At 61.9% G+C, this 26,056-nt stretch carries 23 protein-coding genes and 2 pseudogenes; 13 read left to right on the top strand and 12 right to left on the bottom strand.

What is annotated here, in order from left to right:
• Positions 1 to 56 precede the first annotated feature (56 nt).
• From ppc to icd, 3 genes and pseudogenes are all read right to left on the bottom strand, one after another.
• Entirely contained in the window at positions 57 to 2,699 is a 2,643-nt protein-coding gene (gene ppc / locus NB231_RS10530) for a phosphoenolpyruvate carboxylase (protein WP_005002575.1), read from the bottom strand.
• Between the two features lie 71 nt (positions 2,700 to 2,770).
• Positions 2,771 to 3,145, bottom strand: coding sequence for a CBS domain-containing protein (locus NB231_RS20150; RefSeq protein WP_332247722.1), 375 nt, complete (start codon positions 3,143 to 3,145; stop codon positions 2,771 to 2,773).
• 147 nt (positions 3,146 to 3,292) lie between these two features.
• Positions 3,293 to 4,531 (bottom strand): annotated as a pseudogene (icd, locus tag NB231_RS10525) (isocitrate dehydrogenase (NADP(+))); the annotation flags it as partial.
• 397 nt (positions 4,532 to 4,928) lie between these two features.
• Here icd and bktB point away from each other — a divergent pair.
• From bktB to NB231_RS10510, 3 genes are all read left to right on the top strand, one after another.
• Positions 4,929 to 6,119, top strand: a complete 1,191-nt coding sequence (gene bktB / locus NB231_RS10520; protein ID WP_005002572.1) for a beta-ketothiolase BktB — start codon at positions 4,929 to 4,931, stop codon at positions 6,117 to 6,119.
• A 72-nt stretch (positions 6,120 to 6,191) separates the two neighbouring features.
• Entirely contained in the window at positions 6,192 to 6,983 is a 792-nt protein-coding gene (locus NB231_RS10515; protein ID WP_198007286.1) for an exodeoxyribonuclease III, read from the top strand.
• A gap of 89 nt (positions 6,984 to 7,072) precedes the next feature.
• Complete coding sequence (locus NB231_RS10510) at positions 7,073 to 7,258, top strand: type II toxin-antitoxin system RelE/ParE family toxin (protein ID WP_005002570.1); 186 nt, start codon at positions 7,073 to 7,075, stop codon at positions 7,256 to 7,258.
• Positions 7,259 to 7,440: 182 nt separating this feature from the next.
• Here NB231_RS10510 and NB231_RS20450 read toward each other — a convergent pair.
• A pseudogene (locus NB231_RS20450) lies at positions 7,441 to 9,280 on the bottom strand (IS1634 family transposase).
• A gap of 168 nt (positions 9,281 to 9,448) precedes the next feature.
• On the opposite strand from NB231_RS20450, the gene NB231_RS10500 reads away from it, so the two are divergent.
• Positions 9,449 to 9,673 carry a HigA family addiction module antitoxin gene (locus tag NB231_RS10500; RefSeq protein ID WP_040662221.1) on the top strand — a complete coding sequence of 75 codons (225 nt, stop codon included), beginning with the start codon at positions 9,449 to 9,451 and terminating at the stop codon, positions 9,671 to 9,673.
• A gap of 368 nt (positions 9,674 to 10,041) precedes the next feature.
• Here the strand turns inward: NB231_RS10500 and NB231_RS10495 are convergent, their stop codons facing one another.
• The 5 genes from NB231_RS10495 to hemC all read right to left on the bottom strand — a co-directional run bounded on the left by NB231_RS10495 (position 10,042) and on the right by hemC (position 14,644).
• Positions 10,042 to 10,314: an IS4 family transposase gene (locus NB231_RS10495; RefSeq protein WP_084766306.1), complete on the bottom strand. Its 273-nt coding sequence runs from the start codon at positions 10,312 to 10,314 to the stop codon at positions 10,042 to 10,044.
• Complete coding sequence (locus tag NB231_RS10490) at positions 10,205 to 10,831, bottom strand: nucleoside-diphosphate sugar epimerase/dehydratase (protein ID WP_005002561.1); 627 nt, start codon at positions 10,829 to 10,831, stop codon at positions 10,205 to 10,207. Before NB231_RS10490 ends, NB231_RS10495 begins: the two co-directional genes overlap by 110 nt.
• A gap of 37 nt (positions 10,832 to 10,868) precedes the next feature.
• A complete protein-coding gene (locus NB231_RS10485; RefSeq protein WP_005002560.1) occupies positions 10,869 to 12,131 on the bottom strand; it encodes a heme biosynthesis HemY N-terminal domain-containing protein in 1,263 nt (420 codons plus the stop codon).
• Positions 12,128 to 13,366 (bottom strand): uroporphyrinogen-III C-methyltransferase, encoded by a 1,239-nt coding sequence (locus NB231_RS10480; RefSeq protein ID WP_198007285.1) that lies wholly within the window; start codon positions 13,364 to 13,366, stop codon positions 12,128 to 12,130. Before NB231_RS10480 ends, NB231_RS10485 begins: the two co-directional genes overlap by 4 nt.
• A gap of 348 nt (positions 13,367 to 13,714) precedes the next feature.
• Entirely contained in the window at positions 13,715 to 14,644 is a 930-nt protein-coding gene (hemC, locus tag NB231_RS10475) for a hydroxymethylbilane synthase (RefSeq protein WP_005002558.1), read from the bottom strand.
• 309 nt (positions 14,645 to 14,953) lie between these two features.
• Here hemC and NB231_RS20445 point away from each other — a divergent pair, with 309 nt between their 5' ends.
• Positions 14,954 to 15,595, top strand: a complete 642-nt coding sequence (locus tag NB231_RS20445) for a Vgb family protein (RefSeq protein ID WP_456299406.1) — start codon at positions 14,954 to 14,956, stop codon at positions 15,593 to 15,595.
• Between the two features lie 144 nt (positions 15,596 to 15,739).
• Here NB231_RS20445 and NB231_RS10460 read toward each other — a convergent pair whose 3' ends face one another.
• Both NB231_RS10460 and NB231_RS10455 read right to left on the bottom strand, forming a co-directional pair.
• Positions 15,740 to 16,477, bottom strand: a complete 738-nt coding sequence (locus tag NB231_RS10460) for a LytR/AlgR family response regulator transcription factor (RefSeq protein ID WP_005002555.1) — start codon at positions 16,475 to 16,477, stop codon at positions 15,740 to 15,742.
• Between the two features lie 4 nt (positions 16,478 to 16,481).
• A complete protein-coding gene (locus NB231_RS10455) occupies positions 16,482 to 17,498 on the bottom strand; it encodes a sensor histidine kinase (RefSeq protein ID WP_005002553.1) in 1,017 nt (338 codons plus the stop codon).
• Positions 17,499 to 17,647: 149 nt separating this feature from the next.
• Here NB231_RS10455 and argH point away from each other — a divergent pair, with 149 nt between their 5' ends.
• A complete protein-coding gene (gene argH / locus NB231_RS10450) occupies positions 17,648 to 19,045 on the top strand; it encodes an argininosuccinate lyase (protein WP_005002552.1) in 1,398 nt (465 codons plus the stop codon).
• A 43-nt stretch (positions 19,046 to 19,088) separates the two neighbouring features.
• Here argH and NB231_RS10445 read toward each other — a convergent pair whose 3' ends face one another.
• The gene (locus tag NB231_RS10445) at positions 19,089 to 19,772 is read right to left on the bottom strand and encodes an alpha/beta hydrolase (RefSeq protein ID WP_040662214.1); all 684 of its coding nucleotides are present in this window, start codon (positions 19,770 to 19,772) and stop codon (positions 19,089 to 19,091) included.
• 123 nt (positions 19,773 to 19,895) lie between these two features.
• Here NB231_RS10445 and lptM point away from each other — a divergent pair, with 123 nt between their 5' ends.
• The 7 genes from lptM (at position 19,896) to hslU (ending at position 26,040) form a co-directional block, all read left to right on the top strand.
• Positions 19,896 to 20,042, top strand: coding sequence for an LPS translocon maturation chaperone LptM (lptM, locus tag NB231_RS20320; protein WP_156776978.1), 147 nt, complete (start codon positions 19,896 to 19,898; stop codon positions 20,040 to 20,042).
• A gap of 8 nt (positions 20,043 to 20,050) precedes the next feature.
• The gene (gene lysA / locus NB231_RS10440) at positions 20,051 to 21,316 is read left to right on the top strand and encodes a diaminopimelate decarboxylase (protein ID WP_156777108.1); all 1,266 of its coding nucleotides are present in this window, start codon (positions 20,051 to 20,053) and stop codon (positions 21,314 to 21,316) included.
• Positions 21,317 to 21,381: 65 nt separating this feature from the next.
• The gene (gene dapF / locus NB231_RS10435; RefSeq protein ID WP_005002547.1) at positions 21,382 to 22,215 is read left to right on the top strand and encodes a diaminopimelate epimerase; all 834 of its coding nucleotides are present in this window, start codon (positions 21,382 to 21,384) and stop codon (positions 22,213 to 22,215) included.
• A 134-nt stretch (positions 22,216 to 22,349) separates the two neighbouring features.
• A complete protein-coding gene (locus NB231_RS10430; RefSeq protein WP_005002545.1) occupies positions 22,350 to 23,039 on the top strand; it encodes a DUF484 family protein in 690 nt (229 codons plus the stop codon).
• A gap of 8 nt (positions 23,040 to 23,047) precedes the next feature.
• Positions 23,048 to 23,953, top strand: coding sequence for a tyrosine recombinase XerC (gene xerC, locus NB231_RS10425; protein WP_005002544.1), 906 nt, complete (start codon positions 23,048 to 23,050; stop codon positions 23,951 to 23,953).
• Between the two features lie 186 nt (positions 23,954 to 24,139).
• Positions 24,140 to 24,682: an ATP-dependent protease subunit HslV gene (gene hslV / locus NB231_RS10420; protein ID WP_005002543.1), complete on the top strand. Its 543-nt coding sequence runs from the start codon at positions 24,140 to 24,142 to the stop codon at positions 24,680 to 24,682.
• Between the two features lie 32 nt (positions 24,683 to 24,714).
• Complete coding sequence (hslU, locus tag NB231_RS10415; RefSeq protein WP_005002542.1) at positions 24,715 to 26,040, top strand: ATP-dependent protease ATPase subunit HslU; 1,326 nt, start codon at positions 24,715 to 24,717, stop codon at positions 26,038 to 26,040.
• Positions 26,041 to 26,056 lie beyond the last annotated feature (16 nt).

Below are 26,056 nucleotides of genomic sequence, written 5' to 3'. Positions count from 1 at the left end.
AAACTGCGGATGGAGCTCGATTTTCCGGGTATAGCGAGCGGCCTTCGAGACACGATCTACCCCGTATTGCGCATCCCGGCTGCAATACCATTGATGCACACCATCAGCGCCTTGCGCAGGTTTTCCTCCTTGCCATGACGAACCCGGTAGAGCAACTCCACCTGCAGCAAATTGAGTGGATCGACGTAGGGGTTGCGCACGATCACTGAGCGCTGCGTCACCGGAAAGTCATCCAGCGGCTGCTCGTGGCCGGTTATTTCGAGCACCGCGCGCAGCGTCTTGTCGAACTGTCCGCGCATCCGCTCGCCCAGCGGTTGCAGCTCGGACGGAACCAGCCGATTATCGTACCAAGCAGCGACAGCAGGATCACCTTTGGCCAATACCATTTCCACCATGTCCAGGAAGGCCCGGAAAAACGGCCAGTCCCGATACATACTCTTGAGCAGCGCAGCGTCTCCCGAGTCCAGTGCGCGCTGAAGCGACTCGCCGATTCCAAGCCAAGCCGGTAGCAGCAGTCGGGTCTGTGTCCAGGCAAATACCCACGGTATCGCGCGCAGGCTATTTACACCCTGGGTCGGACTGCGGCGGGCAGGCCGACTGCCGATGGTCAGCATGCTGATCTCGTGCTCCGGGGTGGCGTGCCGGAAATATTCGATGAAATCAGGGTTCTCCCGGACCACCCCCCGGTAAGTTTCCGTGGCGAGTTGAGCCAGGCGATCCATGATATCCCGCCAGGGCTGTTGGAGGGGTTGCGCCGCCTGTAATGTCGTTTCCAGCACGGCCGTCGTGTAAACCTCGAGGTTGCGCAAGGCAATACCAGGGAGGCCGAATTTGGCTTGGATGACCTCGCCCTGCTCGGTCGCGCGTAGACAGCCAGCCACCGAACCGGGCGGTTGGGAGAGGATGGCGGCATGAGTCGGGCCACCACCGCGACCGATCGAACCGCCCCGGCCATGGAACAGCGTAAGCTTGATACCCTGGCGTCGAGCGACTGCCACCAGCCGCTCCTGAGTTTTGTAAAGTGTCCAAGCGGCGGTCAGATGCCCGGCATCCTTGCCGGAATCCGAATAGCCGATCATGACCTCCTGATAACCCTGAATACGATTGCGATACCAGGGGATCTGCATCAAGTGCTCGATACACGCCTCGGCGCCGGTCAAATCGTCGAGCGTTTCAAACAATGGCACGACGCGCAGGTAATGGCGGATGCCTGCCTCCTGCTGCAGCAGCTCCACGGCGAGGATGTCGGAGGGCTGCGACGCCATGGAAATGACATACGCGCCCAAGGAATCAGGGCCGAGTTCGGCTATCATCTGAAAGGTGTCCAGAACCTCGCGCACCTCGTCATCCGGCTCGAACTCTCTCGGAATCAGCGGTCGGCGATTGCCCAGTTCGCGGATGAGGAACGCCTCGCGTTGGTCCTCGGTCCACTCGGCGTAGCTGCCCAAACCCAGCTCACGGGTGATGGCATCCAATGCATCGGTATGACGGCTCGCCTCTTGACGGATGTCGACCCGCATCAAGGTGAGCCCGAACGCCGTTACGCGGCGGATGAGATCCAACAACCGCCCGTCCGCAACCACCCCGGCGCCGCAACGCTGCAGCGAGTGGTAGCAAGCGAGCAACGTCGCTTTCAGATCACTGGCCTCGAGCAGAATTTCGCCATCCGGCGGATGCCGACCTTCCAGGCGTGCCTCGATCCAGCTGCGGGTTATGCGCAATCGCGCCCGTAACCGTTTGAGCAGCACGCGGTAAGGTTCCCAGCGCCCCGGCACCAGCTTGCGCAGATCCTCGTCCACGCACTGCAGGGAGAGTTCGGAGATGATCGGGTTGAGCTCGCGCTCATAAAGCTCCACGGCCATCCAGCGGTTCAGCAAACAGACCTCCCGCGTAACCCGTGCAGTGACCCGGGGGTTGCCGTCGCGATCCCCCCCCATCCAGGAACCGAAGCGGATCGGCGCCACATCGAGCGGTAGATGATGCCCGGTCTTACGTTTGAGTATTTTATCGAGCCGGCGCATATACCGTGGCATCACGTTCCACAAGGTTTGCTCGATCACGGCCAAGCCCCAACGCGCCTCATCGACCGGTGATGGGCGGCGCCGGCGAATCTCATCGGTATGCCAAGCTGCTATAATCTCGCGCTGGAGGGCCTGATGAACCTCCTCGATCTCCTCCGGGGTCGAGTCCAAGCGATCCTGCTGATCCAACAACTCTGCGATGCGATTATATTTCTGCAGCAGACTGCGGCGGGTGACTTCCGTGGGGTGCGCTGTGAGCACGAGCTCGATCTCGAGACGGCAGACGGTCTCATAGAGTTCCTGCGGCTCGACCGCTTCGGCGAGCCGCTCAAATGCTTCCTCCAACGAACCACGCAGCGGCGCGGACTTGGGATCGCGCAACCACGCCCGGCTGCGCCGTATGCGGTGATGCTGCTCGGCGATATTGGCTAGATTCAGGAAGTTGGAAAACGCTCGTACTACCGGCATGATCATGGCGTCGTCCAGACCGGCGAGCATGCTGGAGAGCTGCTCGGCCGCCCCGGGAACGCCGGCCCGCGCATCTTTCGACAGCCGACGAATCTCTTCGACGGTGTTATAAAGCGGCTCTCCGTCCTGCTCGTAGAGGGTGCTTCCCAGCAACCCCCCCAGCTGCCTGATATCCTCGCGCAGCGGGGCATCGATACGCTTTTCCTGCATGACAGATTCCTACTTTGCGCCCCTCGCAGCCAACAGCCACGCTCATGGCAGCGGCGGTAGTGGGACACTTGTTACTCCGGCATTCCGAACTGCTCGACACTCGCGAAGATGTCGGTATCGGAGATGATGCCGATGGGTTCGTTATTTTGGTCGACCGCGACCACGCGGCGTATATTCTGGCTGCTCATCTTATCAGCGCAATCGTGCAGCGACATGTCCACCGGCACGGTAATAAGCGGTTTACTCGCCACGTCGCCGACCTTCACGGTACGCGGCTGACGGTTGGCCGAGACGATGCGGGAGATGACATCGCGCTGCGTCATAATGCCCCACTGACCGTCCTGCCTAGGCCGCGTGATCACGCTGCCGATGCGCTTCTCGCGCATCAGATGCATCGCATCTTCGACCAGGGTATCCGCGGGTACACAGATCGGGCTCGGGTTCATCAAATCCCCCACCGTATGCGGTGTGCGCCCCGAGGCGATCATCTCCTCCAGCGGCGAGGAAACCCGGCGCAGCTCGCGAATCCTACGATCCTGCTCGATGGCCTCCATGCGCTCCTGCTGATATTTGGCAAGGTCCACTTTGCCCTGCATCTCCTCGATCAGTGCATCGGCGAACTGACTGGTCTTGACCTCCGTTGCGCCCTCGATCTGGCGAGCGAAATCGTAGGTCACGATCTTAGCGCTCACCACACGCTGGTAAGCGGCACTTATGAGGTCCGCCGCCTCGTGCCAACCCAGGTAATCGAACATCATCACCCCGGAGAAGAGCAGCGAACCGGGATTGACCTTGTCCTGATTGGCATACTTGGGAGCCGTGCCATGAGTCGCTTCGAACACGGCCACGTAATCGCCCATGTTGGCCCCCGGGGCAATGCCTACACCGCCCGCCTCGGCGGCCACCGCATCGGAGAGATAATCCCCGTTCAGATTCATGGTGGCCAGGACGTCGAATTCGTTCGGCCGCAGCAGCATGAGCTGAAAGATGATATCGGCGATACGGTCTTTGATGACGATTTTCCCGTCCGGCCGCTTACCCCCGTAAATGGAGTAGAGTTCCTCTTCGGTGACGGTGAGATCGGCGAATTGCTCGCGCGCCACCTCGTAGCCCCAGGTGCGAAACGCGCCCTCGGTGTATTTCATGATGTTGCCTTTGTGGACGAGGGTGACGCTCTCGCGATTGTTCTCCACGGCGTATTGGATGGCCTTGGACACCAAGCGCTTGCTGCCGAAGGGGCTGATCGGTTTGACTCCGAGCCCGGCTTCTTCGAAGAAACTCGCCCCCATTTCCTCGCGCAGGAACGCGGCGAGTTTTTTGTTCTCCGGGGTGCCGGATTGATACTCGATACCGGCGTAGACGTCCTCCGTGTTCTCGCGAAAGATCACTACGTCCACATCCTCGGGTTTGCGCAACGGTGAAGGCACGCCTTCGTAATGCCGCACCGGGCGCACACAGGCGTACAAATCGAGCTTCTGGCGCAAGGTCACGTTCAAGGATCGGTAACCGCCACCGACCGGCGTGGTAAGCGGGCCCTTGATGGAGACGATCAGATCTCGTAGCGCCGCCTCGGTTTCTTGGGGGAAATAGTCGCCACCATACAACCCGGCCGCCTTCTCGCCCATATAGAGCTCGCACCAAGCAATCTTGCGCTCACCGCGGTAAGCTTGCTCCACAGCCGCATCCCAGATACGCAGACAGGCCCCGGTAATGTCGGGGCCGATGCCGTCGCCCTCGATGTAGCCGATGATCGGCTGCTCCGGAATGCGCAGCTTGCCGTCGACCACGCTGATCTTCTCGCCGCCTTCCGGATATTTGATATGCTGATACATTGCTCCTCCTTCACTCCCCATCGACCAGGCCCGACCTTATGCCAGCCGCGGACTTCGGACTTGAGCTTGACACCGTTTCGAACGCTCGGACGGACAAGGGGGCGGCGCATGCAGGGAAAGACGGCGCTGGCATGACCGTGTGGGGTAATCACGAGGCGCTCTGCCCCGTGTGCTTTTCGTATTTTGGCTGAGCTCCCGGCACCGATCAAGCTAAGCGCTCCAACCCCGCTCGAATGCGAGGCTATCCTGCCTAAGCGTCGAATCCGCCAGCGTCGCGCGCCAAAACCCGCAACAGCTAGCAATCGGGTGCATCGGCCACTAAAATTAGTTTTTGCTGCCCCGCAGCATCAGGCGAATAGGGGCAGTTCCTTCGCGGACCGACCACAGGTAGAAAATCATGGGCAATTCACGTGATGTCGTCGTCCTAGGCGGGGCTCGGACCCCGATCGGCAGCTATGGCGGAGATCTCAAGGACGTCTCTTTGGGCGATCTGGCCGCCTCGGTGGTTCGCGAGGCCGTCAACCGGGCCGGTATCGAGCCCGCCGCGGTCGGCCACACCGTATTCGGCAACGTCATCCACAGCGAGCCGCGCGATATGTATCTCGCCCGGGTGGCGAGCGTCAACGCCGGGCTGCCGATCGAAACTCCGGCATTGACCCTTAACCGCCTCTGCGGCAGCGGCCTGCAGGCCATCCTGACCGCGGCCAGCTACATCCAGCTCGGCGACACCGACTGCACCGTGGGCGGCGGCGGCGAGGCCATGTCGCGCGCACCCTACTGGATCCCGAGCGGACGGTGGGGACAACGTATGGGTGACGGCGCCATGGTCGACGCCATGGTCGGCGCCCTAACCGACCCGTTCGATCGCTGCCACATGGGCATCACGGCCGAGAACGTCGCCGAGCGCTGGGGGATCTCCCGCGAGGCGCAGGATCGCTTGGCCATAGAGAGTCACCGCCGGGCGAGTCACGCCATCGACAACGGCCACTTCCGCGACCAAATTCTGGCCGTCGAAGTCAAAGGACGTAAAGGCTCGGTGGTGGTGGACACGGACCAAGGTCCGCGGCGGGAGATCGACCCGGCCAAAATGGCGGCCATGCGAGCGGTGTTCAAAGCCGACGGCGGCACGGTGACCGCCGGCAATGCCTCGACACTGAACGACGGCGCCGCCGCCGTGGTGCTCATGGAGCGCCGGGCCGCCGAAGCGCTTGACCTCAACCCGCTGGGCCGGCTGGTCGGCGGCACGGTCGCAGCGGTGGAGCCGAAATACATGGGTATCGGCCCGGTCCCGGCGGTGCGCAAACTGCTGGAGAAGACCGGGGTGACCAGCGAGCAAATCGATGTGTGGGAGATCAACGAGGCTTTCGCCGCCCAGGCGCTCGCCGTGGTCAAAGACCTGGAACTCGACGAGGCAAAGGTCAACCCCAACGGCAGCGGCATCTCCCTAGGCCATCCGATCGGGGCGACCGGCGCGATCCTGACCGTCAAGGCGCTCTACGAGTTGCAGCGCCGTAACGGGCGCTATGCCGTGGTGACCATGTGCATCGGCGGCGGACAGGGCATCGCCGCGCTGTTCGAGCGGCTGTAGGAGACGACCTTTTTCTCTCCGCGGGGACAGAGACCGCCTCGCAAGCACCAAGCAACGACGGTGAGCGCCGGTATGTCGCTGAAGATCACCACCCTGAATCTCAACGGCATCCGCGCCGCCGCCCGCAAGGGCTTCTTCGACTGGTTCGCCCGCGAGCGCCCGGACGTGCTCTGCGTGCAGGAGACCAAGGCGCAGCGCGCGCAGCTCGACGGCAATGCCCTCTTCTTCCCGGAGGGCTACCACGCCTTTTTCCACGACGCCGAGCAACGCGGCTACAGCGGTGTGGCGCTCTACGCCCGCCAAGAGCCGGACGAAGTCAGGACCGGACTCGGCTGGCCGGAGATCGACCGCGAGGGGCGCTGGCTGGAGGCGCGCTTCGGCAAGCTCTCGGTGGTCTCTTTCTACATGCCCTCTGGGACCTCCGGCGCGCAGCGGCAGGACTTCAAATACACCTTTATGGAGCCGCTCCTCGATCATCTGAAATCGCTCTGCGAGGCGGGCCGCGAATACATCATCTGCGGCGACTGGAACATCGCCCACAAGCCGATCGATCTCAAAAACTGGCGCTCCAACCAGAAAAACTCAGGCTTTCTGCCCGAGGAACGCGCCTGGCTGGACCGGCTGTTCGACGAGGCTGGCTTCGTAGACGCCTTCCGGCTGGTGAACCTGGAAGCCGAACAATACACTTGGTGGTCGTTCCGCGGCCAGGCCTGGGACAACAACACCGGCTGGCGCATCGACTACCACATGATCACCCCCGGCCTGCGCGAACGCGTGCGGGGCGCCGAGATCTACACCGCCGAGCGCTTCTCCGATCATGCGCCGTTGACACTGGCTTACGACTGGGAGCTTCAGGCGGGGTGATGGAAAGGCAAACGGGCTTTTGCCTGGGACGTGCTGATCCTTAAACCAACGTCTGTTGGTATCAGGGGGGTAACGCGCCGGGCGTGCGTATGAACCCCGCACAAAATAATGATGTAGCCGGTTCCGAAGACCTGAACGTGCCCTCGTTCAAGCTACACCCTCTCGAGGGCGAGCTGAAAGGGTATTGGTCGATATGGGTCAATGGCAGTTGGCGCGTAACATTCCGATTTACCGGATCTAATGTCGAACTGGTCGATTACCAGGACTACCACTGAAAAAAAGAGCATAGCCATGATGAAGAACTCTCCACACCACGGCGAGTTGCTCCGTGAGGATGTACTTGCGCCGTTAGCCCAAGTTTAACGTCCCCAAAAATAACTTCGCGATACTCAGAGAGTTAAGATCGGCCGCGGCGGCGAGTGGCACTACATTACGTTCATTTTATAAATCAGCGGGCTCACACGATTGTTTTCTGCACGCCGCCCGGGGCGGGATCGGCCCCGAGGGCCTGATAGATTCGCGCCTGATCGGGCTCGGCGCGGGTGGCCTTGCGCACGTGCAGGGTGCGGCCATCGCCGCGGTTGAACGTGGCGGTGACCCGGCACTGGCCGGCGAGGGTATCGCGTAGCGTGCTCCAACGCTCGCAGATGCCGTGGGCGGCGAGGCGGTGGCGGATGAGCTGGACGAACTGATAGGCGAGCACGGTGATGAACAGGTGCCCCTCGGCACGCTCTTCCTTGTGATGGAAGATCGGGCGCAGGCCGAGCTCCGATTTCAGGCTTCGGAAGACCGCCTCAAGGTCGGTGAGCATGATGTAGGTGCGCCACATTGTCTTCTCGTCCCAGCCGGTCTCGTTGCTGCGCAGGCAATAGACGCCCGGCTCGGTGACCAGAGAGCCTTTCACGGGCAGGCGCTGCCAGTGGATCGCACGGGCGCGCTCGCCGCTGTCACCGGCGATCACTTCAATGTGGTAGTGCTGGCCGAGGCCGCGGCTTTTCTCCTTGAGCCGCCCGATGCGCTCCCAGAGCTTGTCGATGCGCTTGGTGGTGCCCCGCCGGCTGAGTCCGGTCGCAAGCTTGTCGAGCCCAGCCTCGAAGCGGTCCATCAGGCGTCCGGCGATCGCTTGCTCCTTGCGCACGCGGCCCTCGGAGCGACAATACAGGCGCACCCCCTGGCCATCGGCCGAGGGCACTTTGAGTAGCTCCACGGCCTGCCCGCCGGCGTTGTCGAGGGTGATGGCCTCTTTAAAATCGACCGCGCGGCGGCGCTCGCGGCTGACCACCAGATAGCGGTAGCCCTGCTCGGCCAGCCAGGCGAGGTTGGGCCTCGGTGGCCACCCCGCGGTCCATGACCACAAGCGCGCCGGCGGGCGCCGCGAGGCCGGTGAGCATCCCCTGGAGGGTCTGCGCCTCGGCCGCATTGCCAGCGAAGACCCGCGAGCGGCGCACAAAGCCGCAGGCATCGAGCACCAGCGCCAGGGTGAGCAGCGGGCAGTCGCTGCGCCGCTCCTTGGAGTGGCCGTGGCGCGCGGCCGGATTGACCGGTGCCTCGCCCTATGAGTAAGTGTTGGTCAGATCGTAGAGCGTGATTGTCGGGGCGAGCGCGAACAGATCGCTCACCCGGGCGAACAGATGCCCTTCGAGGGCCGCGCGGTGGCGCAGCAGGATATCGGAGGTACGGTAGAGCTGCATCGGGCTCATCGCCTCGAAGTCCACCTCCAGCAGCTCGCCGAGGCCGCTGCGCCGGGCGAGCCACTAATACGTCGCCCGCTCCGAGCCCGGGGCGGCCATGCGGGCAACGATCAGCCCCAGCGCCGCCGCACGTTGCGGGCCGGTCAGCCCCAGCGCTTGGAGCTGCTCCTCCAAGCCCGCCTGGCGCAGCGCCCACAGGGCGAGCTGCTCGACGCCCACCGAGCGCGGGCGCACCAGTGAGAGCGAGTCCACGTCCACCGACTGCACGTCACCCCCACCGCCGGGTACACCGCCAGCATCGGCCGGTGCCGGCGTACCGCCCTGCTCGGCGAGCAGCCGCGCCGCAATACGCTCGGCCTGGCGCTCGACGGCGAGCGGGAGGCCCTTCCCCTCCTCGTCGAACAGCGCCGCCTGGCCGCTGAGCCGTTGCTCGATGCGCGCACACAACGCCGACCAGTGTGCCTGCGCCACTGGGAAGTGCCGCCCCAGGTTCAACAGGGTGCGCTGGCGGACCTTACCGGCGCGCCGCTCGGAGCGCACCAGACGATACGTGACATACGACTCGCCGGTGGCCGTGCTGCGGGTCTGGGTGCGGCGGATGAACATGCCCGCGAGGCTAGCGTGGGCGGGCGCTCCGCACAAGGGATAACAACAAATATTATGGCACTACATCCAGCGCGCCACCCTAGCCACTATACGAATCAATAACTTCTCTTCGCATACACACCCAAATCAGCCCGAAATCAGGCAGAGAGCGTTAAAGATGGGTTAGGTCTGTCGGTCAAGGAAACCGTCGAACGTCTCAGTATGTCGCGGGTCGCACTGTCGCGCGTACTCAACGGTCATGCAGCGATCAGCCCGAACTCGACCGTGCGCCTGGAGCGTGCCGGCGTCAGCACGGCTCGTGCTTGGCTCGCCATGCAGGCCAACTACGACCTGGCTCAAGTGATGCAACACGAACAGCCTCCGGTACGCACCCTACAGAAAGCCGCCATCTGACCCAGGGCACGGTAGTGCCCCGACCTTCAGGCCGGAGAAGAATACAAGCAATCGCCACCCTCGAGCAGCCTGGTGACGGGTAAGCCACTTCTACGGTTTGTACGAGCCACGTATAGTCTCAATTCGCGACCTGACCCTAGGCGCCCGTAATAATACGGTAAACCGTATCAGAAATACTTTTTAAAGATGCTGGCGTTGGTGACAGGGAAGGCAACTATTGCGTGCCAATGCCTGTGAATGTCTGCCCGTGACAAGGTTTCATTGGAGCCGGGTAGAAGGCTTCGTTCTGAAGCACTGCCGGATTATCAGAAAGTCAAACAATTTCTTGATGCGTCGCGGCAGCCAAGAAGCACATCGTTACACACAACTCACGGCCCGGACGTGTGATAGGCGGCGAGTGCAAGGACGAAGTCGCGTGCGCATTGCAGACCGATCCAGATGCTCTTGTTGCCGGGCGGGCCGTCGTGCTTGCGGTTGAGGAAGCCGCCGACGCCGGCGAGCATGCGCACGATGGCATCGAGCGGCGGCGGTTCATCGGGCGGCTGGGCGCGTTGGCTCACGATGTAGATGGCGCGCCATTCTTCGGTCTCGAAGACGACGTCGCAGGACAGGTCCGGACAGCGCCGCCCCGCGAGATTCAAGTTTTATCGCTGCCGCGATGAGCGCGAGAAGCGGCGACAGAGCCAATAGGGCACTGATCGCAACGGACTTGTCCACGCACCACTTGAGCAGCGCTCCCGATACCCGAAAAGGAGGTTCCCACAGACCGAGGGTCGGTATACGCCCCACTGTACGCACGCTTTTCTTTCCAAAACCGAACCAGTGTGCCGGTGGCACTAAGCGGACCTCGACCGCCACCTGTTCCAGCATACGCTCGATCCCCTGAAGTCGCTGTTCGCCGGCCATCGGCAAAGCGAGCAGCACCAGGTCGATTTTCCGCTCTAAAATATCGTCGATGAGGCGCTTGATACCACCACTCACCTCTCGACCGTAGACTGTGCCCAGGATGCGCGTGCTTCGCTCATCATATACACCCTCGACCCTCAGCAGTGGAGCCTCGGCTTGAAGAGACTTCAGGACTTCCTCGCTTTCGCAACCGGCGCCATAAACGGCGATCCGCCGGGCGATGCGACCCGCACTCACCGTCTTTTTGAACAACCGCGCGAGACCGAAATGGAGCGCCCCAAGCCGCAGCCTACGCGACCGCTTCGGCCTCGGCCGGAGAGCGTACCTTGGCGGGCGGCACAGCCAGCAGGGACACCGAGGAGCGGCCAGGCTCTTCCCAGAGCGCCTTCGCCAGCGCGCGGCGATAGCTATCCCGTGCTTTATTTGATTCACCCAGACGCTCGTAGACATCACCCAACAGGCACAGGATCATCGGCCGCTCGACTTGGCGGGAAGCCGCTTCTAGGTAACTCCTGGCACTGCCCAGCTGCTCACTGCGCAGCGCTTGGCAGCCGGCCGCAAAGAGCAAGTCCGGATCCTCCGGGCGATCCTTGAGCCAGCGCTCGAGCACCTCGGATGTCCGCGTGGCAGGGTTGAGGTCCAACTCGGCATAGACGTTCACTAGCCGCGGATCCCAATCTTTCTCCAGCCCCCCGCGCAGCAGATGTTCCGCTTGCTCCGATTGGCCCACGCGAATCAAGCTCTGTGCATAAAGTGCAACAACCCCTGGAAGCCGTTTCTGATCCCGCGTCAACCCCCGCCAGACGGCCTCAATCTGCTCGGAACCTTGTTCAACGGCGACGTGAAGCCTCGCCTGCGCCGTCCGCGTTTCCACGTCTTCCAGCTCCGCAGCGGCTAATACCCCATTCTTTCTCAAATCAGGCAGCAGTTTCGCCAAGCGCTCCCAATCCTGCCGCGCCTCGGCGCTTTCGGCGAGCAATCTAAGCGCATGGTGATTGTTAGGGGCACGCTCGCGGACCCAGTCGAGCTTGGCCATTGCTTGCACCCACTGCCGAGCTTGCATCTGCAACTGCGCCTGCAATAGAGCGAGCCCGATCTGAGCCCGCTTATCTCCGATGGCAGCGAGTTCCAGATATTGATCGCGGCTATCCCATGCCCCTTGCCGCTGTGCGGCAAAGGCCGCCACCAAGTAACTCAGCAGGGGCAGGTCGACCACATCGGCGCCTTGCAGAACCGCCTTTTCACTCTCCTCGTTGCGCCCCTCCGCCAGCAGCATCAAGCCCCCAACTAGTTTCTTCCTCGCTTTGACTCGGCGCCGATTCCCCGCCCAGAGCCGGACACCCGCCGGCATGAACCAAAGCTGCCGAAGCAACGACCAGAGCGCATTGAGGGCGAACCACAGCGCGAGAAAACCACCGGCGAAGACGAACAAGCTCATCTGCACGGTCCAGGGACCCGCCGTAAACAACGCATAGCCTTTATATTCATCGAACCACAGGGCGGCCACCACGCTGAACAATAGAACGAACAGAATCAAAAACAATCTTTTCATTCGGCACTCCTGAACCCGAGCCGCTCTACCGGAGCCAGCAAGGGACCAATATCCGGCAACGCAACGGTCACCGGCTCATCGGCAAGCTCACCGAGTTCGCGAATCGTATCCTGGACTTCCGCGCTTTGATCATCGAAATACAGGCCCAGCCATTCCCGAGCGCGCTCCAGGCTCTTCTGATAGAGCGCCTGATCACCTCTCAGAGCAGCGAGTCGCGCCGCCTCAAGCTCAAGGGTAAGATTCTGGTGCAAAAAGAAACGCTCTTGCGGGGTCACCAGCGGAACGACTTTAAGATCACGCGCAACCACCACCAGTTTGGACAGGCTGCCCTTCAGCTCTTCCCAGGCATGGCCCGCCTGCGCCTGCCATCCCTCGGCCGCTGCTGCGCTTGCGGGGGCACTCGCGACAGGCTCAGCGCCGGTTCCGACTGCCAACGGCAGCTCAGGTAGACGTTCACCGATTTGATGCAAAGCTCGGTTGATTCTGGCCCGATCCGGCGACTGGACCTTTAGGAGGCTGTCGACGGCTCGTGCTATGCCGCGCCGAGCCTCGATGCTCTCGCCACCGAGATCCGCCAACAGTTCATCCGCTTTTTTAAGGGCTGCCAACGCCGAGTCCACGTCACCGTAGAACCGGATCCGGTTTTTCGCCACGAAAGCCAGGTAGCCCGCCTCGGACTCGGCCCAGGCCGCGCGCTTGGCCCGGGCGAGCTCATCGAAACGCTGCTTGAGCTGTTGCGCATTCTGCTGCAGGTCGGTATCGGCTTGCTGCTGCTTCGCCAATTGCTGCTGCACCCGCGATTGCCTCTCTCCAAGCTCGGCAATGCCCTTATCCAAGCGCGCCAGCGCTTGCTCGCCCGGGCCGCTGGAACGCTGCGTAAGCTGCTGTAGCTCACTCGACAGAGCGGACAAACGCTCCTGCATCGGCTGGAGATCCGCCTGCACACTCCCCGCAACAAGGTATTGCGAGTGCTGCGCCTGCAACCGCTGATCCTGCTGCCAGAGCCAATAGCCACCGCCGGCCGCACCGGCCGCAACCAGCAGCGCCACGCCGAGCGCAATTCCTGCTAAAGCGCTCCTGCTGCGTGCCGATGGCGCACCGCCGCCATTTCCTTTGGGACCCGGTGGCGTTGATCGGACACCGCTGCCGGAACTGCCGCCTTGGGTTGGCGCCGTGCGGCCCGGCGACGCCGATGCGCCCTGCGGGCGCCCCTTATCCGTTTTCTCCTCGCTCATCTGTCGTCGTTCTCTATGCGTATACATCCCACAGGCAGATCAGCCGCGCGCTAGAGCGATCACGGCCAATGCCCAACATTCGTTCGGCTAAACGAACCCATCCCCCTTTGTGGGTTTCGCGACCAAACCCCCGCATCGGCAGCCGTGCGCTCGCTAATAGCAGCAAATACCGCTCTCCGGAGCATGAGCAGCCCCACTGCCGAACTCGCCTTTGTTGGCACAGGTCAAGCGACATTGGTTGACGATTATGAACTGCAGCCAACCCCTACACCACCCGACATCGGCGCTGAACCTAATCTAGCCAGGCTCATCCGCTCAAGTGTAGTCCATCCCAAATCGGATATGCGGCTATTCCTCGTCCGCCACCGCCAGTAATTCAGCCGCGCCGCGGGAGAGCAGATCTTCAGCCAACTGTCCACCTAGACTGACTCCCGTCCCTGCGGGCCCACGAATCTCACCGCGGAGCACGCAGCTGCCATCGCGGGAGCCGACCAATGCACGCAACCAGATGTTGGAACCATCGAGCACCGCAAAGGCAGCGATCGGCACCTGGCAACTGCCCTCGAGGCGCGCATTGACGGCACGCTCGGCTGTGATTCGCAGATAGCTCGGGGAATGGGTCAGAGGCGCAATCAGCTCATTGATCTCACGGTCGTCACTGCGACACTCAATTCCCAAGGCGCCCTGACCGACCGCCGGTAGGCTTTGCTCCGGCGTGAGTGTACAGCGGATGCGCTCCGCAAGCCCCAAGCGGCGCAACCCCGCCGCCGCCAGTACGATCGCATCGAACTTGCCGCTCTCGAGCTTGGCAAGCCGCGTCTGTACATTGCCGCGCAGCGTGCCCACTCGCAAATCCGGTCGTTGGGCCCGCAGCTGGCACTCCCGGCGTAGGCTGGCGGTGCCCACTCGCGCCCCGATCGGTAGCGCAGCCAAGTCCTGGTAGAGATTGGCAACAAAGGCATCGCAGGGATCTTCGCGCTCGAGCACTACCGGCAGGTGCATGCCCTCGGGCAGCTCCGCAGGAACGTCTTTAATCGAATGAACTGCAATGTCCGCCCGCCCCTCCCAGATACCACGTTCAAGCTCTTTGACGAATAGCGCTTTACCGCCAATACGCGCAAGCGGCGTATCAAGGATACGATCACCGCGGGTGGTCATAGCAACCAACTCGACCTCGAGCTCCGGGTACCGGCGGCGCAATTCCGCCGCTACGTGCTCAGCCTGCCATAAAGCAAGCGGACTCTTGCGCGTGGCGATGCGCAGCCGTCGTCTGGACATGCAATTCCTCAACTTCCAAGCTTCTGGGAAACCGTCGCAACGGGCAAGCGCGCAGCAAATTGCGCACCTGCGGTAGAGGTGGCCTCGACTGACCTCGAGTCGCTCGTCACTGTCCAGGAGCACGGCATAGCAGCGCCCATCCGGGCGCTTCTCCAGGCCAACGAGGCGGGCACGCGCAACCCGCGTTTTACGGTGAATGCGCAGGAACCGCCGCCGGACTCCTTTAACTGGCGCAGCGAATCCTCTATGAGATCCTCGCCCTCTGTATGTCTAACAATAACGTACTTCTGATCGGCCATGAAATAGCGGATGTCAGCGATCGCAACAAGCTCAACACCGCGGCATCGAAGGCAGCCGGCGCGTGATCGCCGTAGGCGGTTACAAAAATCACCGCCGGGGGTTGTGCTCCAAATAACCCAACCACGCGGCGACCGGTTGCTATCCGTCCCGACCAAACAGGCACGACCTTACGGCATTATCAGCGATCCTCAGGGCCGACCGTGGGTTGCGCTACTCGGCACGAACAAGCTTGCGAGCGTCGATCCGGAAACCATGAAGTTGACGGAAATCGACCTGCCACGCATGGATGCCCGCCCACGCCGAGTGGCTAGAACCAGTGACGGGCAAATCTGGTACGTCGACTACGCCGAAAGCTACCTGGGCAGCTACGATCCGAACACAAAAAAAATCCGGGAGTGGCAGACCCCCGGCGGGCGCTCAGGTCCCTATGCCATGACGGCAGATGACAAAAATCGAATTTGGTTTGTGGAAACGATTCCACATCCGAACCAGCTTATCGGTTTTAATCCAGCAACCGGACAATTCCTCAGCCAGTCAAATATCCCCAGCGGGGGCGGTTCGGTAAGACACATGGTGTTCGACCCACAAACCAACACCATCTGGTTCGGCACCGACACGCAGCGTATGGGTCGGGCGAGGTTACCCGACTGAGGCCTCCCCCCCTGATTGCACCACTCCCACACGATGCTTACCGGGCTTGCCAACATGTGGTATCCAAAACATCGGCCTACCCGGTGTGAGCGATGTGCAACGGCTGAACAATGGGCAGCGTGATATATTTTCGACCGCGCATCTTCAGACCGCGGCTCCACGCAGCAGGCTGCGCACCTGCGGTAGGTGGCGTCGACTGACCTCGAGTCGCTCGTCGCTGTCCAGGAGCACGGCATAGCAACGCCCATCCGGGCGCTTCTCCAGGCCGATGAGGCGGGCGCGCGCAACCAGCACTTTGCGGTGAATACGCAGGAACCGCCGGCCGAACTCCTCCTCTAGCTGGCGCAGCGAATCCTCTATGAGATCCTCGCCATCTGTGTGTCTCACAATTACGTATTTCTGATCGGCCATGAAATAGTGGATGTTGGCGATCGCAATAAGCTCGACGCCGCGGCGGCGCCGACACAGGATGTGCTGCCGGCCCCGCGCTTCGGACGGGGGCTGCAGCATGTCGAGTTGAGCTCGATTGAGTCGGCGCGCCTTGGTAAGCGCCGCGGCGAGGCGTTCACGGCGCACCGGCTTTACCAAATAATCGATCGCCGTAGCGTCGAAGGCGGCCAGCGCGTGATCGCCGTAGGCGGTTACGAAAATCACCGCCGGAGGTTGCTCCAACCGGCTCAACCTGGCCGCCGCTTCCAGGCCATCCATGCCCGGCATGCGGATATCCATCAGCACGATCTCGGGCTGCCAGCTGCGGCAGCATTGCAGTGCCTCGGTTCCATTCGCCGCCTCAGCCACGACCTTGTGCTCGCCCACCGCGCGGACCAACGCGGCCAAGCGCCTGCGCGCTGGCGCTTCATCATCGACGATAAGGATCTTCACTACACTAGGGCCGCCGGTAAGGAAAGCGTATCGTTACACGATAGAAACGCAGATCGTCATGGACATACAGCTGTCCATGGCGCGCAAAAGCCAACTGCAGCCGCTCTCGGACGTTCTCCTGCGCCATACCGAATCCGGCGCGCAACCGATCGCTCGGCCCGGGTGCAGGGTTGCGCACCGTGATGACCACCACCCCGTTCTCCCTAGCGCCGTGAATCGAGAGCACGCCGCCCTCCAGACGTGGCTCGATCCCGTGATAAACCGCATTCTCCAGCAACGGCTGCAAGGAAAGCGGAGGAATCAATGCATCGCGCGGGAGATCCGCGATATCCCATTGCAATCTCAACCGTTCCCCCAAGCGTACCCCCTCCATCCGCAAATACCCGTCCGCCAACGCAAGCTCCTCGGCCAACGCGACCAGCCGATCCCGACGTCCCAGACTGGCCCGGAACAAGTCCGCCAGATCTTCCACTAAGCGCTCAGCTTCGGCGGGAGCGCTCGGAATCAACGAGGCGATGGTGTTGAGGCTGTTGAACAGAAAATGCGGGCGAATGCGCGCCTGCAACGCATCGATGCGCGCCTCGGCCGCGCTTTGGATTCGGACCCGCCAAGCATGCTGAATATACATGTAACGCAGCGCTACAGCGGCGGCTACGGCCGCGACGGCCGAGCTGCGCCCTAGGAACTGGAGATGATCGGAACCGATCCCAGGGCCGTAGACGAGCCGATAGCTAAGCTCACTGACCAGCAGCGTAATGCCAAGGATAAGTGCGTAGCTCAAAGCGGCCGCCGCCGTGTTGCCCAGCCTGGCAAGCCAGCCGCGCAGCAAACACAGCAGCGCTGCGCTACATAGGCCGATCCATTGCACAAACAGTGACAACAGGCTCAAATCCTGCCAGAGCCCGCTCCCCGGTGTACGCGCCAACACCATCACGAGCACAAGTAACTCACCCACGACAACAATGGCGAATACGCTACGAATGGCACAGAAATTAGGCAGAAAACTTTCCTTGGCTGCCACGCCGCCTCGTCTCCTTGAAGCTTGCTGCTGATCGAACCGACTCGGACATAAGCGCTCGGGCCAAGCCATGCTTCGGCACCGCCGCGCACCGCAGCCGAGACGAAATTGTTATAGTGTAACTATTAGATTGTTCAGCATGAGATTGCACCATGAGCGATAAGAACTCGACCCATGTCTGGGCCGGGCGCTTCACCGAGGCCACGGATGCCCTCGTGCAGAGCTTCACTGCCTCGGAGCACTTCGACCGCCGGCTCTACCGCCAGGATATCCGCGGCTCCAAGGCGCACGCGGCCATGCTCAACCGCGCCGGGATACTCTCCGCCGAAGAATATCAAGCGATTATAGAAGGGCTCAACGAAATCGAGGCCGAGATCGAGCGCGGCACCTTTGCCTGGTCTGCCACCCTCGAGGACGTGCACATGAACATCGAGGTGCGGCTGACCGAGCGTATCGGCGAGGCCGGCAAAAAGCTACATACGGCTCGCTCGCGCAACGATCAAGTCGCAACCGACCTGCGCCTGTGGCTGCGCGAGGTCATCGACGAGGTCATCGCTTCACTGCGCACCTTTCAGACCGGACTGGTCGATCTGGCCGAACGGGAAGCGACAACCCTTATGCCGGGTTTTACTCATCTACAGGTGGCGCAGCCCATCACCTTCGGTCACCACATGCTCGCCTGGTATGAGATGCTGGTGCGCGACGAGCAGCGGTTGGTCGACTGCCGCCGGCGAGTGAATGTCATGCCGTTGGGCTCCGCGGCTTTGGCCGGTACTACATTTGCCATCGATCGCGAGCAGACTTGTGCCGAACTCGGTTTCGAACGGCCCAGCGCGAATTCGCTGGATGCGGTCTCGGACCGTGACTTCGCCATCGAATTCACCGCCGCCGCCGCACTCATCATGACGCATCTATCCCGCATGGCCGAGGAATTGATCCTTTGGGCCTCGCCGCTCGCCGGATTCATCGAGTTACCCGATCGTTACTGCACTGGTTCCTCCATCATGCCGCAGAAGAAGAACCCGGACGTCGCCGAGCTCGTACGTGGCAAAACGGCGCGGGTCTATGGTGACCTACAGGCCCTGCTCACGCTGATGAAGGGTCAACCGCTCGCCTACAACCGCGATAATCAAGAAGATAAGGAACCGCTGTTCGACACGGCGGACACCCTGCGTGCCAGCCTGCGCGCCTTTGCCGAGATGGTGCCGGCACTGGTGGTAAGACGTGAGCGCACCTACGAAATCGCCCGCCTGGGCTTCGCCACGGCGACCGACTTGGCCGATTATCTGGTCCGTAAGGCCATCCCCTTCCGCGAGGCCCATGAGATCGTGGGCCGGGCCGTGCGCTACGGGATAGAACAAGGGCGGGATCTCGCGGCTCTGACCCTAGAGGAGCTGCGGCAATTCTCGAGCGCCATCGGCGAGGATGTCTTTGAGGTACTCTCGCTGGAAGGATCGATTACAGCGCGTAACCACCTCGGCGGTACCGCACCGGCACAGGTGCGCATTCAGGTCGACAAAGCGCGCGCCCGCCTTGGACAAGCGCAGTAGCTGGCAGGCAACGGCGGTGGCGCCGGATCGCAACGGCTCCGGCTCAGTGCGACGACTCCCTGAGCACCCGTTGCAGCCACGCGGCAATGGCCTGGATCTCCTCCAAGCAGACCTGATGTCCCATAGCGTACTCGCGCCACTCCGCCGGGTAGCCGCGCTCCTGCAACCAGCGCCGAGTGTACTCGCCGAGCTCGAACGGCAGCACCGGATCTTGGCGGCCATGGGCGATGAATATCGGGGTCTTGGCATTATCCTCGGCGCGCGAGTCGGCTACGGTCTGATGCAGCGGCAGATAGGTCGACAAGCCCATGATTCCCGCCAACCGCTGCGGATAACGCAGCCCCGTATACAGCGCAAGCGCCCCGCCCTGGGAGAAACCCGCGAGCACGATGCGCTCGACGGCAACGCCTCGCCGAATCTCCCGGTCGATCAGCTTACGCAGCCGGCGCTCGCCGTCCTGGATACCCGCCGTATCCTGGGGCGATCCGGCCTCCAGCCCCAACAGGTCGTACCACGCACGCATGGTCATGCCACCATTGATGGTCACCGGCCGGTAGGGTGCGTGCGGAAAGACGAACCGGATCCGTGCCTCCTGGGGAAGACTCAACTCCGGTACGATGGGCTGGAAATCGCGGCCATCGGCACCGAGCCCGTGCAGCCAAATCACCGCGGCCCGCGCCTGGGCGTCCGGCCCGACCTCTAAGGTTTCAAGCAGCTTTTCAGCCATGCAAAGTTTGTTAACCTCGCTCACTCAAGAACTCAGACAACCAAGGCCCCATGGGAAAAGCGGCCGCGGGACATACTCGGCATCCCGCTATACTGAGTAGGTTCGCCGGAGGGGGTGGATTTAATGCTCCGGAGACTCGCCTGGATCGCTTTGCTCACAGCATTGCTGCTCAACACGAGCTGCGGTCTAAAGGGACCGTTGTATCTGCCCGATCAATCCGCCGACAGTGCGTTCCCCCAGCCGGGCTCATCTCCGCGAGACGACACATGAACGACTTCTTGAACAACTTTACGCTGCGCAACGGGGTTCTGCATGCCGAGGATATAGCATTACCGAGCGTGGCGAAACGCTTCGGAACCCCCTGTTATGTCTATTCGCGCCGGGCTATCGAGGCCGCTTGGCGGGTCTTCGACGACGCCTTCGCCGGCCATGACCATCTCATCTGCTATGCCGTCAAAGCCAACTCCAACCTGGCGGTCCTCAATTTACTCGCCCGGCTCGGCTCCGGTTTCGATATCGTCTCCGGCGGCGAACTCGAGCGCGTACTCGCCGCCGGGGGTGATCCCGCCAAGGTGGTGTTCTCAGGCGTGGCTAAGACCGAGGCGGAGATGCGCCGGGCCTTGGAGGTCGGTATTCTCTGCTTCAATGTGGAGTCGGAACCGGAGCTCGAGCGCTTGGCCGCAGTAGCCCAATCTTTAAACCGACGCGCACGCGTATCGCTGCGGATCAACCCAGATGTCGACCCTGACACACACCCGTACATCGCCACGGGGCTGAGCGAGAACAAGTTCGGCATCGACATTCACGCGGTCGAACGGGTTTACCGACGAGCGGCCGATCTGCCCGGCATCGATGTTACCGGGGTCGACTTCCACATCGGCTCGCAGCTCACCCGAATCGAACCAATTACCGACGCCCTGGAACGGGTATTGGCGCTAATCGATCGACTGCAAGGACAGGGCATTGAGATCAGTCACCTAGATGTCGGCGGTGGCGTAGCTATTCGGTACCGGGATGAGACACCCCCATCGATCGGCACCTATGCCCGACAATTACTTGCCCGCCTGGAAAGTCGCCCGCTGCGGGTTTTGCTGGAGCCAGGGCGCGCCATCGTCGGTAATGCCGGCGTGCTGCTCACCCGAGTGGAATATCTGAAACACACCGCGCAGCGGCATTTCGCCATCGTCGATGCCGCGATGAACGATTTACTGCGCCCGGCACTTTATGATGCCTGGATGGCCATCGAGGCGGTCGTTCCACGGGAAGGCGACACTCCAACTCGGCGCTACGACGTGGTGGGCCCGGTCTGCGAGAGCGCCGATTTTCTGGCAAGGGATCGCGAGTTGGCCCTGGCAGCGGGCGACCTTCTGGCCGTGCGCTCGGCCGGTGCCTATGGTTTTGTCATGAGCTCCAACTACAATAGTCGGCCGCGGCCCGCTGAGCTGCTGGCCGACGGCGAAGTGATCCACCTAATACGCGAGCGCGAATGCAGCGACGCGCTCTGGGCCGGCGAGCGCCTGGTGATGCTCGGACCCGAGCGCTGAGCACGCTCGCTGTGTGAGTCGAATTGCGTTTCACTTGCTAGCACGGTTAGAACCACGAGTAGAGCATGACGAAGCTACGCTTCACCAAGATGCAAGCGCTGGGCAACGATTTTATCGTAATCGACGCAATGAGCCAGACGGTGGCGCTCAGTTCTGATCAAATCCGGCAGTTATCGAACCGTCGGCTTGGCATCGGCTGTGATCAAGTATTGCTCGCCGAACGGCCACAACGGCCGGATACCGATATCCGCTATCGGGTTTTCAACGCCGACGGCGGCGAGGTCGAACACTGCGGCAATGGGGTCCGCTGCCTGGCGCGGTTCCTCCACGAAAAAGCGTTGCTCGAACAACACGAACTACGGGTGGAAACACGCAACGGCCTAACCCTGGTGCACTTGTGCGACGATGGCGCAATTGCGGTCAACATGGGGCCGCCGGTTCTGGAGCCGGAGCGGATTCCCTTCCGCCCGACCAAGCAGGCCAGCGAATACGCACTCGCGCTGGAGGACAAGCGCATCATGATTGGAGCCGTATCGATGGGCAACCCCCATGCCGTGCTGCAGGTCGATGACATCGATTCCGCACCCATCGACACATTCGGCCCGCTCATCATGGAGCATGCGGATTTCCCGCAACGGGTCAATGTCGGTTTTATGCAGGTGATAAGCCGAGATCGGATTCGTCTGCGAGTCTACGAACGCGGGGCTGGAGAGACTCCGGCTTGTGGGACCGGTGCCTGCGCGGCGGTCGTCTCCGGCCGGCTGCGCGGCCTGCTGGATGCCCGGGTAAAAGTGAATCTTCCCGGCGGGGAGCTAATGATATATTGGGACGGCGGCGATACATCCGTTTGGATGACCGGCCCGGCACTAACGGTCTATGAAGGGGAGATCCGACTTTAACAGCGCACCAGCCTCGGCTATGCAGAACGGCTCACGGGAAGAACCGCTGTCAGCCTTAACCAAAACGTACGGAACTCGGCCAGCGATCGGCTCCGGGAGAATAAAGCAAGCGCACACAGGCGGGGACAAAATCGATGAGCACACAACGGGCAGAAAGCCTTGACGAAATCCTGATCGCCGAGTATCTGCGGCGGCATCCGGATTTCTTCCTCCGCCAACGGGAATTGGCCGCTGAGTTGCATATCCCGCACGATGTCCGCCCCGCCCGCTCCCTGATCGAATACCAGGTACAGGTGCTGCGCGATGAAACCGCACGACTACGCGCCCGCCTGGACGAGTTGCTGCGCATCGCGCGCAGCAATGATCGACTCATGCGGCAACTCCATCGTCTAACCCTGGAGTTGTTGGACGCCGACAGCCTGGAGACGGTTTGCGATGCACTGCGACAAAGCTTGCAGCAAAGCTTTCATGTCGATGCCGTTCATATCATTCTCATAACGGCGCTGCCGGCGCAGGCCAATGCGTCGGTCTGGCCACCCGATCACCCCAGCGCGGCTCGATTGGCCAAACTTCTGGGTGGCGATCGCCCGATCTGTGGGCGGCTCAACGATGAGGATATGCGGCTTGCATTCGGCGAACTCGCCACCGGGGTCAAGTCAGCAGCGCTTATCCCGCTAGCCGATGGCGCCACCCAGGGTCTGCTCGCCATCGGCAGCCACAATCCCAAGCATTACCGCCCCGACCAAGGCACAATATTCTTGCGTCAGCTCGGCGCCCTGCTGGAACGGGCCATTCAACGCCACTTGTCAGCGAGCCGCGCGTGAACGATCGGATGAGTTGTTGGCTCGAGCGGTTCGATGCCCATCTGCGCACCGAACGGCGCCTTGCCCGGCTGACTCGTCAGCATTACCGCCGCGACTTGGAGACACTGGCAGGCTACTGCGGCGCCCTCGGTCTTAGCGGTTGGGAGCAAGTCAACGCCACACATATTCGCCGCTTTATCGCCTGGCGCCATCGCTCCGGCTTGGCGGGCCGATCCCTACAGCGCATGCTCTCGAGCATCCGCACACTCTATCGCTACCTCATCCGCGAAGGGGTGACCCGGTCCAATCCCGGCACGGGCGTGCGGGCACCCAAGACCAGGCAACGCCTGCCCGAAGCGCTGGACGTCGATGAAACAGCCCATTTGTTGGATGAACCGCCGGCCTCGGACCCGCTGCGGGTGCGCGATGTGGCCATGTTCGAGTTGCTGTATTCCTGCGGCTTACGGTTGGCCGAGTTGGCGGGTCTATCCACCGATGCCGTCACGGGACGAGAAGCCGAGCTGCGGGTGACGGGCAAGGGCTGCAAGATGCGTGTGGTCCCAATCGGCCGCCAAGCCCGTTGCGCGCTCCTGCGTTGGCTTACGCTCCGCCCTGGGCTCGCCCGCTCGGACGAACCGGCGCTGTTCGTCGCTCGCCACGGCCGACGATTGAGTCATCGATCCATTCAAGTGCGCCTGGAGCGGCTTGCCCAGCGGCGGGGCTTGCACCGGCGGGTGCATCCGCACATGCTGCGCCACTCTTTCGCTTCGCATTTGCTCGAATCGAGCGGTGATCTACGCGCCGTCCAAGAGCTCCTAGGCCATGCCCATATCGGCACGACCCAGGTCTACACTCATTTGGATTTCCAGCATCTCACCAAAGTCTACGATGCAGCTCATCCCCGTGCCCGGCGCAAGCCCCGGGAGCCGGGATGACGCGCTCTACGGCGGACAGATACCGTTAACAGTCCCCATGCACCAGCTCAAAGCTTCCGCTAAACATCGATAGGCGTTACTTTGAAAATCCGGCCCCCGCCCTTACCTCCATTCCATGTAAGATAGCTTGATTCGAGCTGCGGTAGCTAAAGCGGTGCTTCAGTCGTATCAAACGAGGTTCTGATCGTGAGGCAGTTCCAAGGCACAACCATCATTGCGCTACGCCGCAATGGGCGCGCCGTGGTCGGCGGCGACGGCCAGGTCACCCTGGGTGATACCGTCATGAAAGGTAATGCCCGTAAGGTTCGACGGCTTTTCCACGGTCACATTCTAGCCGGCTTCGCCGGCGGAACGGCGGATGCGTTCACGCTGTTCGAACGCTTCGAGGGTCAGCTCGAGAAGCACCGTGGCAACCTGACTCGCGCCGCCGTCGAAATGGCCAAGGACTGGCGCTCGGATCGAGTTCTGCGGCGGCTGGAGGCCCTGCTGGTCGTAGCGAATACGGAATCGCTGCTCATGCTCTCCGGCAACGGGGATGTAGTCGAGCCAGAGCACGATCTAATAGCCATCGGTTCCGGCGGCGCCTACGCCCAGGCCGCGGCCACGGCGCTGTTGGAAAATACGCAGCTCTCGGCGCGCGAGATCGTGGAGCGATCCCTTAATATCGCAGCCGACATCTGCATCTACACCAATCATCACTTAGCCATAGAAGAGCTGGGGGCCGGCTGAGCCAAGCCCTTGCTAGCCGAAGAGTGACCACCATGTCTCAAATGACTCCCCGGGAGATCGTCCAGGAGCTCGACAAATACATTATCGGCCAGGCGAGAGCCAAACAGGCGGTGGCGATTGCCTTGCGCAACCGCTGGCGGCGCATGCAGGTCGATGAGGCGCTGCGCGCCGAGATCACGCCCAAGAACATTTTGATGATCGGACCGACCGGCGTCGGTAAAACCGAGATCGCCCGGCGCCTGGCGAAGCTCGCGGGTGCGCCGTTTATCAAGATCGAGGCCACAAAATTCACAGAAGTCGGCTATGTCGGCCGAGACGTCGAGTCCATGATCCGTGATTTGGCGGATATCGCCGTTAAGATGACTCGGCAGCAAGAAATGGAGAAGGTAACGACCGCAGCTCTGGACGCCGCCGAAGAGCGCATTCTCGACACACTGCTGCCCCGGGCACGAGGTTTCGGAACCGAGGACGAAAGCGCCGATGCCACTCGGCAGAAAATGCGCAAGAAGCTGCGGGAAGGGGATCTCGACGCGCGTGAGATTGAAATAGAGGTACGTAGCGCCCCCATCGGAATGGAAATCATGGCGCCGCCGGGGATGGAGGAAATGACCGGGCAGCTACAAAACATGTTTCAGAATTTAACTGGGGAGCGCACCCGAACACGCCGCATGAAGATCAAAGATGCCTGGCGTGTTCTCAGGGAAGAGGAAGGCGCCAAACTGGTCAACGAGGAGGAGGTCAAGCGCAAAGCACTCGAGGCCGTAGAGCAAAACGGCATCGTTTTCCTGGACGAGATCGACAAGGTCGCCAAACGCGGCGAGCACGGCAGCGGCATGGATGTCTCGCGTGAGGGCGTTCAGCGCGATCTCTTGCCATTGGTGGAAGGCTCTACTGTTTCCACCAAACACGGCATGATCAACACCAACCATATTCTGTTCATCGCCTCCGGAGCCTTCCACCTGTCCAAGCCCTCCGACCTGATTCCGGAACTACAGGGCCGACTGCCTATCCGGGTGGAACTTGACCCGCTCACCGTAGACGATTTCGTACGTATTCTCACCGAACCGGATGCCTCCCTTGTACGCCAATATCAAGCACTGATAGCGACCGAAGGCGTGCGTCTCGAGTTCACGAAGGAGGGCGTCGACCGCATTGCAGAAGTGGCCTGGGAGGTTAACGAGCGCACCGAGAATATCGGTGCCCGACGGCTCCACACCGTGATGGAACGCTTGCTGGAGACGGTATCCTACGAAGCCCCCGACCGGGCCGAGGAGTTGGTACGCATCGATGACCATTATGTCGACGAACATTTAGCCGATCTGGCGCGCGATCAAGACCTCAGCCGCTACATCCTCTAACTAACCGCTTCGCGCT

The sequence above is a fragment of the Nitrococcus mobilis Nb-231 genome (assembly GCF_000153205.1).
GTDB classification, from domain to species: domain Bacteria; phylum Pseudomonadota; class Gammaproteobacteria; order Nitrococcales; family Nitrococcaceae; genus Nitrococcus; species Nitrococcus mobilis.
This window is presented reverse-complemented; position numbering and strand designations above follow the sequence as displayed.